At 63.0% G+C, this 16,764-nt stretch carries 14 protein-coding genes; 6 read left to right on the plus strand and 8 right to left on the minus strand.

Features of this window, described 5'->3' with window-relative positions:
* Window positions 1-29: 29 nt before the first annotated feature.
* Genes mutL through DNK06_RS00545 form a run of 4 tightly spaced genes read right to left on the minus strand, consistent with a single transcriptional unit; the run spans window position 30 to window position 5,294 of the window.
* On the minus strand, window positions 30-1,904 hold the full coding sequence (mutL, locus tag DNK06_RS00530; RefSeq protein ID WP_165493606.1) for a DNA mismatch repair endonuclease MutL: 1,875 nt from the start codon (window positions 1,902-1,904) through the stop codon (window positions 30-32).
* Window positions 1,901-3,319, minus strand: a complete 1,419-nt coding sequence (locus DNK06_RS00535; protein ID WP_131178333.1) for an N-acetylmuramoyl-L-alanine amidase — start codon at window positions 3,317-3,319, stop codon at window positions 1,901-1,903. The genes mutL and DNK06_RS00535 overlap by 4 nt, the downstream gene beginning before the upstream one ends.
* Before the next feature lie 20 nt (window positions 3,320-3,339).
* Entirely contained in the window at window positions 3,340-3,807 is a 468-nt protein-coding gene (gene tsaE / locus DNK06_RS00540) for a tRNA (adenosine(37)-N6)-threonylcarbamoyltransferase complex ATPase subunit type 1 TsaE (RefSeq protein ID WP_131178097.1), read from the minus strand.
* A complete protein-coding gene (locus DNK06_RS00545) occupies window positions 3,795-5,294 on the minus strand; it encodes an NAD(P)H-hydrate dehydratase (protein WP_131178098.1) in 1,500 nt (499 codons plus the stop codon). Before DNK06_RS00545 ends, tsaE begins: the two co-directional genes overlap by 13 nt.
* A 58-nt stretch (window positions 5,295-5,352) precedes the next feature.
* Between DNK06_RS00545 and queG the strand changes: the two genes are divergently transcribed.
* The gene (gene queG, locus DNK06_RS00550; protein WP_131178099.1) at window positions 5,353-6,420 is read left to right on the plus strand and encodes a tRNA epoxyqueuosine(34) reductase QueG; all 1,068 of its coding nucleotides are present in this window, start codon (window positions 5,353-5,355) and stop codon (window positions 6,418-6,420) included.
* A gap of 154 nt (window positions 6,421-6,574) precedes the next feature.
* Here queG and orn read toward each other — a convergent pair whose 3' ends face one another.
* On the minus strand, window positions 6,575-7,117 hold the full coding sequence (gene orn / locus DNK06_RS00555) for an oligoribonuclease (RefSeq protein WP_131178100.1): 543 nt from the start codon (window positions 7,115-7,117) through the stop codon (window positions 6,575-6,577).
* Between the two features lie 129 nt (window positions 7,118-7,246).
* Complete coding sequence (locus DNK06_RS00560) at window positions 7,247-8,080, minus strand: class I SAM-dependent methyltransferase (RefSeq protein WP_131178101.1); 834 nt, start codon at window positions 8,078-8,080, stop codon at window positions 7,247-7,249.
* Between the two features lie 119 nt (window positions 8,081-8,199).
* Between DNK06_RS00560 and rsgA the strand changes: the two genes are divergently transcribed.
* Window positions 8,200-9,231 (plus strand): small ribosomal subunit biogenesis GTPase RsgA, encoded by a 1,032-nt coding sequence (gene rsgA, locus DNK06_RS00565; RefSeq protein ID WP_131178102.1) that lies wholly within the window; start codon window positions 8,200-8,202, stop codon window positions 9,229-9,231.
* 46 nt (window positions 9,232-9,277) lie between these two features.
* On the opposite strand, the gene motB is transcribed toward rsgA, so the two are convergent.
* Window positions 9,278-10,300: a flagellar motor protein MotB gene (gene motB, locus DNK06_RS00570; RefSeq protein WP_131178103.1), complete on the minus strand. Its 1,023-nt coding sequence runs from the start codon at window positions 10,298-10,300 to the stop codon at window positions 9,278-9,280.
* 5 nt (window positions 10,301-10,305) lie between these two features.
* Entirely contained in the window at window positions 10,306-11,157 is an 852-nt protein-coding gene (motA, locus tag DNK06_RS00575; RefSeq protein WP_131178104.1) for a flagellar motor stator protein MotA, read from the minus strand.
* 122 nt (window positions 11,158-11,279) lie between these two features.
* Between motA and DNK06_RS00580 the strand changes: the two genes are divergently transcribed.
* The 4 genes from DNK06_RS00580 (at window position 11,280) to DNK06_RS00595 (ending at window position 16,745) form a co-directional block, all read left to right on the plus strand.
* Window positions 11,280-12,785 carry an HDOD domain-containing protein gene (locus DNK06_RS00580; RefSeq protein ID WP_131178105.1) on the plus strand — a complete coding sequence of 502 codons (1,506 nt, stop codon included), beginning with the start codon at window positions 11,280-11,282 and terminating at the stop codon, window positions 12,783-12,785.
* A gap of 68 nt (window positions 12,786-12,853) precedes the next feature.
* Window positions 12,854-13,669: a rhodanese-like domain-containing protein gene (locus DNK06_RS00585; RefSeq protein ID WP_131178106.1), complete on the plus strand. Its 816-nt coding sequence runs from the start codon at window positions 12,854-12,856 to the stop codon at window positions 13,667-13,669.
* 64 nt (window positions 13,670-13,733) lie between these two features.
* Entirely contained in the window at window positions 13,734-14,585 is an 852-nt protein-coding gene (gene asd / locus DNK06_RS00590) for an archaetidylserine decarboxylase (protein WP_131178107.1), read from the plus strand.
* Window positions 14,586-14,942: 357 nt separating this feature from the next.
* Window positions 14,943-16,745 carry a molecular chaperone gene (locus tag DNK06_RS00595; RefSeq protein ID WP_131178108.1) on the plus strand — a complete coding sequence of 601 codons (1,803 nt, stop codon included), beginning with the start codon at window positions 14,943-14,945 and terminating at the stop codon, window positions 16,743-16,745.
* Window positions 16,746-16,764: the final 19 nt, after the last annotated feature.

Here is a 16,764-nt window from a genome sequence, read left to right on the forward strand (position 1 = left end):
GGCCGCCACTCGCAAGCGCGGCCCACTCGTTACTGGCCGCGCATGAACAATTTGTCCAATTGATCCATGCTCATTTGCGTCCAGGTCGGTCGACCGTGGTTGCACTGGCCGCTGCGTTCGGTCTGCTCCATGTCGCGCAGCAGGCCATTCATCTCCGGCAGCGTGAGGCGGCGATTGGCGCGCACCGCACCATGGCAGGCCATGGTGCCAAGCAGCTCATTGAGATGAGCCTGAATGCGATCGCTGGTGCCATATTCGAGCAGATCGGAAAGCACATCACCGACCAGGCGCGTCGCCTCGGCCTGCTTGAGCAACGCCGGAATCTGCCGGATCGCCAGGGTTTCCGGGCCGAGCCTCTGCAGTTCGAAGCCCAGTTTCTGGAACCACAGCCCATGCTCCTCGGCACAATCCGCTTCGCGTTGGCTCACGGCGATGGATTCGGGCACCAGCAATGGCTGGCCGCGCAGCCCCTCACTGGCCATGGCCACCTTGAGACGCTCGTAAGTGATGCGCTCATGGGCCGCATGCATGTCCACGACGACGAGGCCATGGGCGCTTTCGGCGAGGATGTAGATGCCCTTGAGCTGAGCGATGGCGTAGCCCAGAGGCGGAATATCGCCCTGTGCTTCCGGCAACGAGGCCGGGGCACTGCCCGCAGGCATTGGCGCAAAGAACTCCCGATAGATGCCCTGAGCTTCCGCCGCTGGCAACGACGACTCGCTGCGCTGCCCCTGGTAACCGGAGCCCGGCGAGCGCCAAACGGACTCGACAGGCCGCTCCAGCACGCTGGCCGCCAAGCCCATTTCGCCCTGCGGGCCAAACTCGCCCGCGGCCTGGCCAGTGGGTCGCAGCATGGTTTCGACAGCAGCCGGCGTCGCCAGCTGATCTTCCGGCCGCACTTCACCCAAAGCCCGGTGCAAGGTGCCGTAGAGGAAATCATGAACCGTACGGCCTTCGCGGAAACGTACTTCGTGCTTGGTCGGATGCACGTTCACATCCACCGCAGTCGGGTCGATTTCCAGAAACAGCACGAAGGTCGGGTGACGGCCGTTGAACAGCACGTCGCGATAGGCCTGGCGTACCGCATGGGCGACCAGTTTGTCGCGCACCATGCGGCCGTTGACGTAGAAATATTGCAGATCCGCCTGGCTACGGGAAAACGTCGGCAAACCGACCCAGCCCCACAGATGCAAGCCATTGCGCTCGATATCGATGGGCAGCGCCTGCTCCAGGAAACCCGAGCTACAGACCGCCGCGACCCGTCGAGCACGACTGATGTCATCGTTGGCCTCATGCAGCGAGAGCACGCTCTTGCCGTTGTGGCGCAGGTGAAAGGCCACGTCGAAACGGGCCAGCGCCAGGCGTTTGATCACTTCCTGCAGATGATCGAATTCGGTCTTCTCGGCCTTCAGGAACTTGCGGCGGGCCGGCGTGTTGAAGAACAGGTCGCGCACTTCCACCGAGGTACCGACCGGATGCGCGGCCGGCTGAACACGCGGCTGCATGTCACGACCTTCGGTCTCCACCTGCCAGGCCTGATCGGCATCGGCGGTACGCGACGTGAGGGTCAGGCGAGCCACCGAACTGATCGACGCCAGGGCCTCCCCACGAAAGCCCATGCTCATGACCTGTTCGAGATCCTCCAGCTCGCGGATCTTGCTGGTGGCGTGACGGGCCAGGGCCAGGGGCAGGTCGTCCGCCGCGATGCCGCGGCCATCGTCGCGAACGCGCAGCAGCTTCACACCGCCTTGCTCGACATCCACCTCGATACGTTTGGCGCCGGAATCCAGGCTGTTTTCCAGCAGCTCCTTGATGACCGAAGCCGGCCGTTCGACCACCTCACCCGCGGCAATCTGGTTCGCCAGCCGCGGACTCAGCAGCTGGATGCGCATCACTTCGGTCATGGCTGGCCTGCCAGCGAGGTCGCGGGGATGTGCAGCGTCTGGCCGACCTTGATCACATCGGTTTTCAGCGAATTGGCGGAACGCAGCGTCGCCAGGCTGATCTGGTAACGCTGGGCGATCAGCGCCAGGCTCTCACCCGAGCTGACCACGTGCTCGCGAGGCCCCTGAACGATCTTGCCATTGTCACGCAGCCAGGCAATGTAAGTACCTGGCGGCGGATTCTGCTCGAAGAATTGCTTGACGCCTGTGACGATCGAGCGCGACAGCGTGCGCTGATGAGCCGCACTAAACAGCTTGCGCGCTTCGGTCGGGTTGGAAATGAACCCGGTTTCCACCAGGATCGACGGAATATCCGGGGACTTCAGCACCATAAAGCCGGCCTGTTCGACACGGCGCTTGTGCAGCGGAGTGATCTGCCCCATCTGCCCCAGCACTTTCTGGCCGACGTTCAGGCTGGATGACAGCGATGCCGTCATCGACAGATCGAGCAGCACGCCGGCAAGCATCCGATCCTTGTCTTCGAGGCTGACGTTGCCAGCACCACCGATCAGGTCGGACTGGTTCTCGGTATCGGCCAGCCAACGTGCGGTCTCCGAAGTCGCACCACGATCCGACAAGGCATACACCGAAGCACCGAACGCCGCAGCGCGGGGGGCGGCATCGGCATGGATGGAAACGAACAGGTCGGCGCCCTTCTTGCGAGCGATCTCGGTGCGTTTGCGCAGCGGGATGAAATAGTCGCCGGTACGCACCAGCTCACCACGGAAGCCTTTCTCGGCGTTGATCTGCCGTTGCAGCTCCTTGGCGATGGCCAGGGTCACGTGCTTCTCGAATTGCCCCTTGGTTGGGCCGAGGGCGCCCGGATCCTCGCCGCCGTGACCGGCATCGATGGCAATCACGATGTCGCGCTTGCCGCCTGGCACGGGTGCCAGCCTGGGCGGCGCCTGGGTCGGCGTGACCGGCACCGGTGGTGCGCTGGCCGTTGTCGTCGAAGGCAGGCTTGGCGCGGCGTCCGCAGCCTGATCGAACAGATCGACTACCAGGCGATGACCGTACTGCTGATTCGGTGCCAGGGTGAAACTCTTCGGCGTGACCTGAGACGACAGATCGATGACCACGCGCAAGTCGTCGGCGCTGCGCTGCGCCGAACGCAACGCGGTGATCGGCGTATTGCTCAACGCGAGTTGATCCAGCGGGGTCACCAGTTTGGCGCCGCTGATATCGATGACGATGCGATCCGGGGCAGACAGGGTGAACACACTGTGCTGCACCGGCCCGGAGAGGTCGAAGACCAGGCGCGTGTTGTCCGGCGCGCGCCAGAGGCGAACGCTGCGCACATCCGATGCGGCCCACACGTCGGCTGCCATGACCGCCAACATCAGTCCGACCGCGATCAATCGCGCGCCTATGCGCATACCCGCCCCCACTTTCTTGTTCATGCCCCGGCAGCCAACACGGCACACCAGCTATCACCCTTCGCACCATGACTGCGAAGTAGCAGCGAACGGCCACCCGCTCGCGGGGTAATGGTAATGTCCAGGTCGGCCTTTGGCAAAACGCCGGTACCGCGCTGCGGCCACTCGATCAGGCACAAGGCATCGCCCTCGAAGTAATCGCGAATCCCCAGAAACTCCAGCTCCTCCGGATCGACCAGCCGATAGAGGTCGAAATGAAAGGCGCGAATCGAGCCGATTTCGTAGGGTTCCACCAGGGTGAACGTCGGGCTCTTGACCGCGCCCTTGTGCCCCAATCCTTGCAGCATGCCGCGTGAAAGCGTGGTTTTGCCCGCACCCAGGTCGCCTTCGAGGTAAATCACCCCGCGCCCTTTAGTGACGTTGGCGATACGCGCACCGAGCGCCAGCATGGCGTCCTCATCGGCGGCGAACAGTTCTATTTCGGACAAGCGGCTCGCTCCTGCAACAAATGGCGGATAGCGTCGCACAGATCGCTCGCCGCCAGACCATTTCCTTTACCTGCCAGGTACTCACCTGCTCCGGCATGCAGCCAGACACCCAGGCTGGCGGCCTCCCATGGGGTACAGCCCTGGGCGATCAGCGCACCGATCAGCCCGGCCAGCACATCCCCCAGGCCGGCGCCGGCCATCACCGGGTCACCACGATCACAGACCAGCAGGTGGCCAGCCGGGTCGGCGATCAGCGTACCAGCACCTTTCAGCACACAAATCACTCGGTAGCGTTGGGCCAGCGCCCTGGCCGCGGCCGGGCGATCGGCCTGCAACGCCTGGGTCGAGATGCCCAGCAGGCGCGCCGCCTCGCCGGGATGCGGAGTGATCACGTTACCCGGCTCGATGCTCACGACACCCGCGGCGAGCAGATTGAGGGCATCGGCGTCCCATACCTGGGCGGCGGACGACGCCGATGCGGCCGACAACAGGCTGCGAGCCCAGGCATTCTGGCCGAGGCCCGGCCCAACCACCCACACCGTGATTTTGCTACCAATATCATGCAATTGATTGGCCGAGGCGACCGCCAGGCTCATCACCTCCGGCAGTCGGGTCTGTGCAGCGCCGATATGCTCGGCGCGAGTCGCCAACGACACCATGCCGGCACCGCCACGCAGCGCGCTCTGCGCTGACAGCAGCGCGGCACCGCCAGTGCCATGATCGCCACCCACCACCAGCACATGACCAAGCCGGCCCTTGTGGGTGGTCGGTTGTCGAGCGGGCACCCGCGGCAGAACATGGCCTGCCAGACGCTGCGCAACGGATTGCTGATCGGCGACGGTCGCCGCGTCGGCCTGCAAGTCGTCGAACGTCAGACGGCCGACATGATCGAGCGCCTGGCCGACGAACAGGCCGATCTTCAAGCCAATCAGGGTCACGGTGAGCCGGGCCTTTACCGCCACGCCCAGCACCTGCCCGGTATCGGCGCAGATGCCCGAGGGAATATCCACCGCCAGCACGGGGTAGTCACTGCCATTGATCCAGCGAATCGCGTCGGCATAGGGCTCACGCACGGCGCCCGCCAGACCAGTACCGAGCAACGCATCGACCAGCACGCCTTGCGGCTCGAGCCCTTTCTCCCAGACCAGAACTTCGACTCCGGCGGCCAGGGCCTCATCGCGCGCCAGGGCGGCGTCGCCCTGCAGGCGCTGCGGCTCGGCTACCGCCAATAGCCTAACCTGCCACCCGGCACGGAGTGCCAGTGCAGCCACCAGGTAACCATCGCCGGCATTATTACCGTGCCCGGCCAGCACGGTGATCGCGCCTGCGTCAGGCCAGTTGCGGCGCAAGGCGCGCCAGATGGCGTGTGCGGCGCGCTGCATCAGCACGAAACCTGGCGTGCCAGCGGCGATCAGCCGGGCGTCCAGCCCACGCACCTGGGCGGCGCTGTAAAGCGCGATGGGAAGATCATCTGATGAATGCCGCATGCCTGTGCTCCGATGTCTGGCAGAATTATACGTCGACTATCCCAGATTCCCGCCTCGCATGACTGACGCCACCCTCGACCTCACCAGCCTCGCCCAGTCCATAAAGGACTGGGGGCGCGAACTGGGCTTCCAGCAGGTTGGCATCAGCGGCCTGGAGCTGGGCGAACACGAGGCGCACCTGCAGCGCTGGCTGGATGCCGGCTATCAGGGCGAGATGGACTATATGGCCGCGCATGGCCGCAAACGTTCACATCCGGACGAACTGGTGCCCGGCACCCTGCGAGTGGTCTCGCTGCGCATGGATTACCTGCCTGGCGACACACAGATGGCGCAGCGCCTGCAGGAGCCGGAAAAGGCCTATGTGTCGCGTTACGCCCTGGGCCGCGACTACCACAAGCTGATCCGCAAACGCCTGCAACAATTGGCCGAGCGCATTCAGCAGGCCATCGGGCCATTCGGCTACCGAGCCTTCGTCGACAGCGCGCCGGTGCTGGAAAAGGCCATCGCCGAACAATCGGGCCTGGGCTGGATCGGCAAGAACACACTGGTGCTCAACCGCAAGGCCGGCAGTTACTTCTTCCTCGGTGAGCTGTTCGTCGATATACCGCTGCCCGAGGACGCGCCCCACGCCAGCGAACATTGCGGCCGCTGCAGCGCCTGTCTGGATGTCTGCCCGACGGCCGCTTTCGTCGGCCCTTACGTGCTCGATGCGCGGCGCTGCATTTCCTACCTGACCATCGAGCTGAAAGGCCCGATTCCCGAGGAACTGCGCGCGCCCATCGGCAATCGCGTGTTCGGCTGTGACGACTGCCAGATGGTCTGCCCGTGGAATCGCTTCGCCAAAGCCACCGAGCAGAGTGACTTCCAGCCACGGCACAGCCTGGACAACGCCGAGCTGGCCGAGCTGTTTCGCTGGAGCGAGGAAGAATTTCTCAGCCGTACCGAGGGGTCACCGCTGCGCCGCGCCGGTTACGAGCGCTGGTTGCGCAACCTGGCCGTCGGCCTGGGCAACGCACCCTCGAGCATTCCGGTGCTGGAGGCGCTGGAAGCCCGTCGTGAGCACCCATCGGAGCTGGTGCGCGAGCACGTGCAATGGGCGCTGGAACAACATGCGAGGCGCGCCTAGCACCACTCTCCCTTAGCCTGGGTTGAGCGCAGCGATACCCAGGACGTTACCAGCCCCGGAATCCCCGGGTTACGCCTTCGGCTAACCCAGGCTACGGGCTAGCCACTGCAACTGATGCTTGAAGCTTGTGGCTTGCAGCTTGACGCTGCGGCCCTCAGACCTTGAGCAGGTGCTGGCGATAGTACTTGAGCTCGGCAATCGACTCGCGGATGTCGTCCAGCGCCAGGTGGCTGCCCTTCTTCAGGAAGCCATCCTTGATCTCGGGTGCCCAGCGCTCGGCGAGGATCTTCAGGGTCGAAACATCCAGATAGCGATAGTGGAAGTAGGCTTCCAGCGCCGGCATGTACTTGTAGAGGAAGCGTCGATCCTGGCCGATGCTGTTGCCGCAGATCGGCGACTTGCCCTTCGGCACCCATTTTTCCAGAAACGCGATGGTCTGCGCTTCAGCTTCAGCCTGGCTGATACGGCTCGCGCGCACGCGCTGGGTCAGACCACTTTCGCCGTGGGTGCGCGTGTTCCACTCGTCCATGGCCGCCAGACGCTCGTCGCTCTGGTGCACGGCGATCACCGGACCTTCGGCCAGCACGTTGAGCTCGGTGTCGGTAACGATGGTGGCCATTTCGATGATGACGTCCGTCTCGGGGTCAAGCCCGGTCATCTCCAGGTCGATCCAGATCAGGTTCTGTGGATTCTGCATGCTGCGCTCCTCTGTAGAACCGCCATTCTAGCAGGCCATTGAAAAACGTAGACGAGGCAGCCAGCGCAAGGCAAAAACAGGCGAAAAAGCGGAGTTTACGCGTTGTAAATGAGCATTTTGAGCCTGTTTTTAACGCCGCGATGGCAACGCAGGTAGTTTTTCAATGGCCTGTGAGCCGATCTCCCAAAGCAGCAGGCGCGAATCGCGCCAGTCTTTCAGCTCGACCACCCGCTGCGCCGCCACGCCAGGAATCTCGAAGGTATTACTGATAAGCCAGGCGCCTGCTGGCAGCTCGGCACGGGCCTTGCCCCACAGCGCGGACATGGGCGCAGGCGACAAAAAGCAGTAGGCGACATCAACCACTGCGAGATCGCTGCGCCAGAGGTTCTCGTAACGGATCCGGCAATTGCGCTGACCGATACTGCGCAGGCGCGCGATGGCATAAGACAACGGCGCGGTCTCTACCCCGGTGAACTGTGCCTGGGGAAAACGCCGCGCCAGCCACAGTAGAGTGCCCGCCGGGCCACAGCCGAGGTCGACGAAAGCGAAATGCTCGCCACGCTCCTCGAGCAACCGCGCCAGCTCGCGTCGGCTGCCGGCGCCGGTAAGGTACAGCGGTACCCGTTCAGCAAAACTGTTCCAGTTGAGCAGTAGTAGCAGTACGAAACCAACCAGGAACAACCAGGACGGCAGCGGTGCGCCACTGGCCAACAGCAGGCACGGCACGAACGCGAGGTTCAGCCACCACCACCAGCGCGACAACCCCAACCAGCGCGCCAGGCTTGCTGCCAACAAACCGTGCAGCAGGCCGGCCACCAGCGGGCTGGGCCGCCAACTGGACAGATGGGCCGCAGCAATGATCGCCAGCCCCATGCACAAAGTGACAACCAGCTGGATCAGCAAGGCCAGCAACGCCGGGTAGCGCTCACCCAGACGGCACAGCGCGCGATGAAAAACAGCCATGCCCAGGAGGCTCATAGGGAGACGGACGGCCAGTCTAGCGCGGGGAACAGGAAATTGCCGCTGCTGCGGGCATGCTAGACTCGCAGCCATTTTCAGCGCATCACAAACTCGGAAGCCCCATGGCCAAACGCCAACTCAACCGCCGGCAAAACTGGCGCATCGAAAAGATCCAGGGTGAACGCGCCGCACGCGCGGCCAAACGCGAATCGCGCGTGGTGGAGACCTTGGAAGGCGGCGACCTGGGCCCGGAGCAGACCGGCCTGGTGATCGCTCACTTCGGCGTACAGGTGGAAGTCGAGGCCACGGACGGCGAGCTGTCGGGACAGGTATTTCGCTGCCATCTGCGCGCCAACCTGCCGACACTGGTCACCGGTGACCGCGTAGTGTGGCGCCCTGGCAATCAGGGCATTGGCGTGATCGTCGCGCAACTGCCACGCGATACCGAACTGTGCCGACCGGACACCCGTGGCCAACTGAAGCCGGTGGCCGCCAACGTCGATCTGATCGTCATCGTCTTTGCGCCACTGCCCGAACCTCACGCCAACCTGATCGACCGCTACCTGGTCGCTGCCGAACATGCCGGTATCCGTCCGCTGCTGCTGCTCAACAAGGCCGACCTGATCGATGTGCAGAACGAAACAGCGCTGAATGCCCTGCTCGGCGTGTATCGCCAGCTGGGCTACCCGCTGCTGGAAGTGTCCGCCCTGGAGGGCGATGGCATGGAACAGCTCAAGCAGCAACTCGACGGCAATATCAGCGTATTCGTCGGCCAGTCCGGCGTGGGCAAATCCTCGCTGGTCAACAGCCTGCTACCGGGCGTCGACACCCGGGTTGGCCCGTTGTCCGAACTGACCGGCAAGGGCACGCACACCACCACCACGGCGCGGCTGTTCCATTTCCCCGGCGGCGGCCAGCTGATCGACTCACCGGGTATCCGTGAATTCGGCCTGGTGCATGTCAGCCGTGACGACGTGGAGGCGGGCTTCATAGAATTCGCCGAGTTGCTCGGGCATTGCCGTTTCCGTGACTGCAAGCATGACCGCGAGCCAGGCTGCGCGCTGCTCAAGGCGCTGGAGGATGGGCGCATTCAACCGCAGCGGATGAACAGCTACCGGCATATTCTGGCCAGCCTGCCGGAGTCGGAGTACTGAACAACCAACTGGTAGGAACATGAAAGGGCGCCAGCTACGCGCCTGATCACTCCTCGGGCTGATCCATGTGCAGCGCGCCGCCATCGAAGATATTCAACCGCTCACGCACCTGCTCACTGGATAACGGCTCGACAACCGACGCGCCGCCGGTGCCGCCAGCTGGAGCGTCCGGCGCCTGATCGGGCGCTACCTCGCCACCGCCCTGCTCGCCTTCAATGGTGCGCTGGGCCTTCTTGGTCAGCACCACGATATCGATGCGCCGGTTTACCGGATTGAAGGGGTCGTCACGGTCGAAGAGTGCCGAGGACGCGTAGCCGACCACCCGCGCGACCTGCGCATCGTCATAGCCGGCGGCGATCAACACACGGCGCGCGGCGTTGGCGCGGTTGGCCGACAACTCCCAGTTGCCAAAACCACCGGCACCGGCAAAGGGCTTGGCATCGGTGTGGCCGCTGATGCTGATCTTGTTCGGCACCGCCTTGATGGTGTCGGTCAGCGCAAACAGGATGTCCTCGAAATACGGCTGCAACCGGGCGCTACCCAAGGCAAACATCGGCCGGTTCTCAGCGTCGACGATCTGGATGCGCAGACCATCCTGGGTGATTTCGAAAAGAATCTGATCCTTGAAACGCTGCAATTGCGGATCCTGCTCGACCTTGTTCTGCAGTTCCTGCAGCAACAGTTCGAGGCGCTCGCGCTCCAACTCTTCGGCCATGGCCTCAGCTTTCTCGGCATCCAGCTCGGCCGGATCCTTGGGATCGGCGTCAGCCTGATCACCAGGCGACTCCTGCGGCTGATCGTTTAGGGTGCGATCCGGCGAAGGCGTGGGCGAGCCACCGAGGTCAATCACGTAGGGGCTGGCGCTCTCGGAAAATCCGACGGGATCCTTGAAGTAACCGGAGATCAGCTTCTTCTGCTCAGGCGTAGCCGACGACATCAGCCACATCACCATGAAGAAGGCCATCATCGCCGTGGCGAAGTCGGCGAAGGCAATCTTCCAGGCACCACCGTGGTGGCCGCCAACGACCTTCTTGACTCGCTTGACGATGATTGGCTGGTTGTTTTCCATGGTGCCTAGTTCCCGCGCATGGCCTGTTCAAGCTCGCTAAAGCTCGGGCGGTGCGCCGGGTAAAGAGTCTTGCGCGAGAACTCCACCGCCAGCGACGGCGGCATACCGGAGGCCGAAGCCACCAGGCCGGCCTTGATGGCCTCGTAGACGTTCAGTTCTTCCTTGGCATCGTGCTCCAGCGCCGCGGCCAGCGGGCCGAAGAAACCGTAGGCGCCAAGAATGCCGAGGAATGTACCGACCAGCGCGGTACCCACTTTCTCGCCGATCTGCGCGTTGTCCGCCTCGGCGAGGATCGACATGGTGAGCACGATACCCAATACCGCTGCGACGATACCCATGGCCGGCAGAGCGTCGGCAACCTTCGAGATGGCATGGGACGGGTGTTCTAGCTCGTCCTTGAGGCTGGTCAGCTCCATGTCGAACAGGCCTTCCAGTTCGTGCGGTGCCATGTTGCCCGAGGACATGATGCGCAGGTAATCGCAGATGAAGGCGACCATGCGCTCATCGCCCAGTACCGCCGGGTACTTGCTGAAGATCGGACTGGCGGCGGGCTCCTCGAGGTCGGCCTCGATGGCCATCATCCCCTCGCGTCGCGCCTTGTTGAGAATCTCGTAGAGCAGACGCAGCACCTCCAGATAATAGTCATGGGTGTAGCGCGACTTGAACATCTTCAGAGATTTCTTGAGGACGGTCATGAACATGCTGCCAGGGTTGGCCTGCAGGAACGCGCCCAGCGCGGCACCGCCGATGATCAGCACCTCGAAAGGATGCGCCAGCGCCATTAGCTGACCGCCAGATAGAACGAAACCGCCGAACACACTGGCGATGACAACGAGGATGCCGATGATTTTGGCCATAGAAAAAACTTACGAAAGTGAAAAGAAAGGGAAGACGTGCGAAACACCCCTTCTACTTATCGGAAGAGATGCGCGAGACTATAGTCAGTTAAGTCTAAAAAAAGCCATTTTCGCATATCCCCATGGTCGCAAGCACACCGTTACCGCGCACACTCGATGCCTGGCTCAAGCAGCTGGATGGTCAGGTGCTGCCCATCCCGACCCAATATCACCAGCAGGTACGCCAGGCGCTGGGCGATAGCCGTCGTTCGTTGCGCGAGATCGCCGAGCTGATGCAGGACAGCCCGGCGCTGGTGCTAAGCGTACTGCGCGAAGCCAATCGTAAAGACAGCAGCCTCGGTGAAGCGGCGGAAAGCCTGGAAACCGCACTCAATCGCCTGGGCCTCAAACGGGCCGAAGAACTGCTGGTACGCATACCGGCCAGGGCTGTTGCCGATATTCCCCAGCCACTGCGGCAGATCCAGCTGATCAGCCAGCACGCCGCACAGCAGGCCAATGGTCTGTTCGCTGCACGCCTCGCTCGTCTATGGCAGGAAATCCACTGGGGCAGCCTGCTGTTCCTCTCCCCGGTATGGGCATTGCTGGCGGCTCATCCGCAACTGTTCGAGGCATGGGAGCAACGGGTACTGATCAAGGGCGAGTCGCCTGCACGGGTCGAGCACGACCTGCTGGGTATTTCCCTGTTCGAATTGTGCCTGGCGCTGGCCAAGCATTGGCGCCTGCCTGCCTGGATCATCAAGGGCTATCAGTTGCTGCTCAACGACCGGCGCCTGTTGGCCAAGGCACTGCGCCTGGCACGCCGACACGATGATCCGCTGCGCCAGCAGCAGGAACTGGACGCCGACCCGACGCTGCAGCGCTGGCTTACCCAGCCGGCCAACAGCATTCTGCTGGCCAATGTACTCGCGGTCTCGGCGCACAACGCCTGGAGCGGTAGCCACACCCGACGTTGGCAACGACTCAACAGCCTGTACCTGCAGATGCCATTGCCGGAGCTGCACCAGCACATTCACCAGAATGCCGCGCAAAGTGCGCGGCAACTGGACACCACCGGCCTCTGGCACCCCGCCGAGGCGCTGCTGTGGCCCTGGGATACGCGGCACTTGCAGACGCCCGAACCGGCACCGCAAGCCACCGACTGGCGCCAACTGTGCACCCAGCTGCTTGCCCAACCAACGACGTTTACCAACGTGCAACAGCTCACCCGTTGCGCCCGCCAGGCGCTGCAGGCGACCGGCCTGTCGCGCCTGGTCATGCTGCTGGCCGACCGCAACCACAGCCGCCTTCAAGTACAGCAGCATGCCGGGGTCGATGCTGGCACCAACGGCCTGACTCTCGACCCGGCGCAAAGCCAGGTATTGCGCCGCCTGCTGCAGGCACCGGCACAGTTGCACCTGACACCGGCCAATATCGCCCAGTTTTCCGCCCTGCTCCCAGGCAACCTGAAAGCCCTGCTGCCCAGTGAACATCTGCTGATTCGCTCCCTGGCCAGTAATGATCGTGTAGTGATGATCCTGTTCGCCGACCTGCACGGAAAACCGATCAGCGATACTGTCCTGCAAGCCTTCGCCAAGACCGCGCAATGCATAGAGCGCGCCCTGGACACGTTCAGCAAACACAACCGCTGAGCGACGGCTCTTTTCCCCGGCCTTGCCTGCGCTACAATCCCGTTCTTATTTCTGCCAACGAGGCCTGCATGACTGCCTTCGACGAACTGCCGCTGGTCATCGAGCCAGCGGATCTCGCTACGCGACTGGAAGAGCCGAGCCTGATTCTGGTCGACCTCAGCAGCAGCGCCCGTTATCAGGCCGGCCACATTCCCGGCGCCCGCTTCGTCGACGCCAAACGTACCCAGTTGGGCAAGCCGCCAGCACCCGGCCTGCAGCCCGGCCAAGCCGCGCTGGAGCAGTTGTTCAGCGAGCTTGGCCATCACCCGGATGCCACCTACGTGGTCTATGACGACGAGGGCGGCGGCTGGGCCGGACGCTTCATCTGGCTGCTGGATGTGATCGGACAGCAGCGTTACCACTTCCTCAACGGCGGCCTCAGCGCCTGGGAGGCGGAGCAGCGCCCGCTTAGCCAGGATGTCCCGGAAGAGAAAAACACCTCGGTGTCCCTGTCCCTGAGTGATGAGCCGACCGCCAGCCTGGATTACCTGAAGTCGCGCCTGGGCGCCGACGACCTGGCCATCTGGGATGCCCGCTCGCTGGAGGAATACCGCGGCGAGAAGGTGCAGGCAGCCAGGGGCGGGCATATTCCCGGCGCCATCCATTTCGAGTGGACGGCCGGCATGGATCCCGCACGCGCCCTGCGCATCCGTGAGGATATCGGCCAGCAACTGAACCAGCTGGGCCTGAGCGCCGACAAGGAAATCATCACCCACTGCCAGACCCATCGCCGCTCCGGCTTCACCTACCTGGTCGCCAAGGCCCTGGGCTATCCGCGGGTCAAGGCCTACGCCGGTTCCTGGAGCGAATGGGGCAATCATCCCGATACACCTGTCGAACAATAAGTGTGACTTGACTGTCCACTTGTCATTCGCCCGGCAAGAGACGTCGGGCTGCCAAGGAATAAAGATGAAAGAACGCCTGTTTATCCTCAGCCAGTACCTGACCCCGCATCACCTGCTGTCGCGCCTGATCGGCTGCGCTGCAGAATGCCGGGCGCCCTGGTTCAAGAACCGCCTGATCACCTGGTTCGCCAAGCAGTATCAGGTCGACATGAGCGAGGCGCAGGTCGAAGACCCGACCGCCTTCGAACACTTCAACGCGTTCTTCACCCGCGCCCTGAAAGAAGGCGCCCGCCCTCTGGACAACCTGCCCGGCGCGGTGCTCTGCCCTGCCGACGGCGCCGTCAGCCAGCTCGGCCGGATCGAACATGGTCGCGTGTTCCAGGCCAAGGGCCACAGCTACAGCGTGACCGAGCTACTGGGTGGTGACAGCGAGCGCGCTGCACCTTTCATGGGCGGCGACTTCGCTACCGTCTATCTGTCGCCCAAGGATTACCACCGCGTCCATATGCCGCTGGCGGGTACATTGAAGGAAATGATCTACGTACCTGGTCGCCTGTTCTCGGTGAACCAGACCACGGCCGAAAACGTTCCCGAGCTGTTCGCCCGCAACGAACGCGTGGTCTGCCTGTTCGATACCGAGCGTGGCCCAATGGCCGTGGTGTTGGTTGGCGCGATGATCGTCGCCTCCATCGAAACTGTCTGGGCCGGCCTGATCACGCCACCCAAGCGGGAGCTGAAAACCGTACGCTACGACGAGGCCGCGCGGGCACCGATCAGTCTCGACAAAGGTGCGGAGCTGGGCCGCTTCAAGCTCGGCTCCACTGCCATCGTGCTGTTCGGCCCCGAGCAGGTGCAATGGGCCGAGGAGCTGGGTGCCAACAGTCCGGTGCGCATGGGCCAGTTGCTGGGTAAATGAGCCAAGAGCCTGTTCACGATCCTTGTGTACTTGGCAAATAGGAACCGTACTCCTATGGATCGACGGCAATCAGGCAGTAGGGTGGACGACGCTTCACCTATGCGGCCCGATCCGTCCACCGATTCACGATCGCAATGGTGGACAAAAAGAGCGTTGTCCACCCTACGTCCGCTCCCACCACGTTGCCGCCATTGCACGTGGAGTCTCGTCGAGAAATCGTGGACGGACTCCAAGAACGCGACATGCAGCCTTTGCCATCAGCGCCGCAAGGGCTGCGATGATGGCATTACGATGCTAGAGTTGCCTCCGATAACCGAACGATTCACTCGCAAGCTGGCGCTGGAGTAACGAAGTTAGATGGATAAACAGAGCCCCCACCTTTTGCTCCGCGTTCCGACGCCGACCAAGCAGGGCCTGACTTTCTGCGACGCCACGCCTCGCGACCTGAAACGCTGGATTGCCGGCCTGCCCAAGGCCAATATTGGCGAAACCGCACGCCAGCTGTATCAGGCGCTGATCGAGCTCAATCAGCTGCTGACGCCCTCGGATAACCGCCTGCAACTGCTCGAGCTGCTGCGCCCCGAGGTGTATTTCGTCTGCCAGCATCTGGAGCGCCACTTTCTCAACCAGGCCATCGTCCTCGACGAACGCCCGCGTAAAGTGGCCAACCTGTGCCAGGCCCTGCAGAACCACCTGGCCATCGGTTACAAGCTGATCGTTTCGCGCCTCGCTTCGCAGCCGAACCGCGAACGCAACCAACTGCTCGGCATCGCACTGCAACGTGCCGTTCACAGCCTCAATGGCCCACTGGTTCGTACCAGCCAGCTGTATTGCCCGGTTCCCGAAGGCTTGTGGCTGGAGCTGCACCAACTCTATCTGATCGCTCGTCAGCAGAATCTGCACAAGGTAGTAATCCGCGACCCTCTGGCTCGCCATACTCAGGGGCTGAGTGTCGAACAAAGCTACATCGTGGCCCTGCTGATCGGCTGCTCGCGCTGCAACCAGATGCGTCAGAGCGCCATCTCCCGCCTGGCCGAGGCACTGGAGCCCTGGAGCGCGCTGGTCAACCTGCAGGCGGACGGTCATCCATCAAGCATCTTCGCCGTGGCGCCGCAACTGGATGGCCCGCTACGCTATACCTCGCTGTTCCAGCCGAGCGAACTGCAGGGCGCGCTGGGTATCGACCCGACACTGCTGGTCGACACCATCAAGGATTATCTGCAGTTGCTGCCCGAGGAGCGATCCCGATCCCGCCTGCAGGTGCCGGACGGTTTCACTGTCGACATGCTGCAACACGCAGCCGCCGCCTGGGGCGACATTTCCGAACGTACCTTTCAGCGTACCCAGGGCACAGGCAGCATGACGCTGTGCATCGGCATGAGCGCATTGAACTACTACCTGGCCAACGGCCGGGCATTCAGCGAGATTCTCAAGCAACCGCTAAAGACCACCGCCTCGTTCAAGCCGGTCAGCAGTGAACCGGACATCTGGTCCAGCGCCCACGACGCCCAACGCATCAACGATTGGGAAAACGGATTCCCGTTCGAAGAAATCGAATACCACAAGCCCGCCGAGAAGCAGGAGCTGTCGACGTCTGACGCCAGCGAAAGCTACCCGAGCTACGCGTTGTCGATCGTCAACCACAGCCCAGGCGGCTATTGCCTGTCCTGGCCCAAGGAAGTCCCCAACCAGTTGCAGGCCGGTGAATTGCTGGGCATCCGCGACAACCCTCAACAGGGCTGGAGTGTCGCGGTGGTGCGCTGGATTCGCCAGGTACGCGGTGGCGGCACGCAGATGGGCATCGAACTGATCGCCCCATACGCACAGTCCTGTGGCCTGCAACTGGTGCGCAAGGCCGAGCAGAACAGCCAGTACCTGCGTGCGCTGCTGCTGCCCGAAATCGCCGCCATTTCCCGGCCGGCCACACTGATAACACCGCGCCTGCCCTTCCAGGAAGGTAGCAAGGTGCTGATCAACACCAACGGCAAAGAACACCGCGCCGTGCTGAGTAAAAAGCAGACCAGCACCAGCAGTTTCAGCCAGTTCGAATACCACGATCTCGAGCAGAAAACCGCGGATCACGCGACCTCTGTCACAGCCTCCGGAAGCCAGCGGCCGGCCGGGGAGGAAGACTTTGACTCACTCTGGAAGTCACTGTAGATTGCGGGAAATCCTTTAT

It is taken from the genome of Phytopseudomonas daroniae, assembly GCF_004327285.1.
GTDB classification, from domain to species: Bacteria; Pseudomonadota; Gammaproteobacteria; order Pseudomonadales; family Pseudomonadaceae; genus Aquipseudomonas; species Aquipseudomonas daroniae.

Coding starts and splice junctions, on each gene's coding strand:
- DNK06_RS00585 (WP_131178106.1), top strand. CDS start 12,854: ATGACTGCCTTCGACGAACTGCCGCTGGTCATCGAGCCAGCGGATCTC.
- orn (WP_131178100.1), bottom strand. CDS start 7,117: ATGCAGAATCCACAGAACCTGATCTGGATCGACCTGGAGATGACCGGG.
- DNK06_RS00595 (WP_131178108.1), top strand. CDS start 14,943: ATGGATAAACAGAGCCCCCACCTTTTGCTCCGCGTTCCGACGCCGACC.
- rsgA (WP_131178102.1), top strand. CDS start 8,200: ATGGCCAAACGCCAACTCAACCGCCGGCAAAACTGGCGCATCGAAAAG.
- DNK06_RS00535 (WP_131178333.1), bottom strand. CDS start 3,319: ATGCGCATAGGCGCGCGATTGATCGCGGTCGGACTGATGTTGGCGGTC.
- mutL (WP_165493606.1), bottom strand. CDS start 1,904: ATGACCGAAGTGATGCGCATCCAGCTGCTGAGTCCGCGGCTGGCGAAC.
- motA (WP_131178104.1), bottom strand. CDS start 11,157: ATGGCCAAAATCATCGGCATCCTCGTTGTCATCGCCAGTGTGTTCGGC.
- DNK06_RS00560 (WP_131178101.1), bottom strand. CDS start 8,080: ATGGCTGTTTTTCATCGCGCGCTGTGCCGTCTGGGTGAGCGCTACCCG.
- motB (WP_131178103.1), bottom strand. CDS start 10,300: ATGGAAAACAACCAGCCAATCATCGTCAAGCGAGTCAAGAAGGTCGTT.
- DNK06_RS00545 (WP_131178098.1), bottom strand. CDS start 5,294: ATGCGGCATTCATCAGATGATCTTCCCATCGCGCTTTACAGCGCCGCC.
- queG (WP_131178099.1), top strand. CDS start 5,353: ATGACTGACGCCACCCTCGACCTCACCAGCCTCGCCCAGTCCATAAAG.
- DNK06_RS00580 (WP_131178105.1), top strand. CDS start 11,280: ATGGTCGCAAGCACACCGTTACCGCGCACACTCGATGCCTGGCTCAAG.
- asd (WP_131178107.1), top strand. CDS start 13,734: ATGAAAGAACGCCTGTTTATCCTCAGCCAGTACCTGACCCCGCATCAC.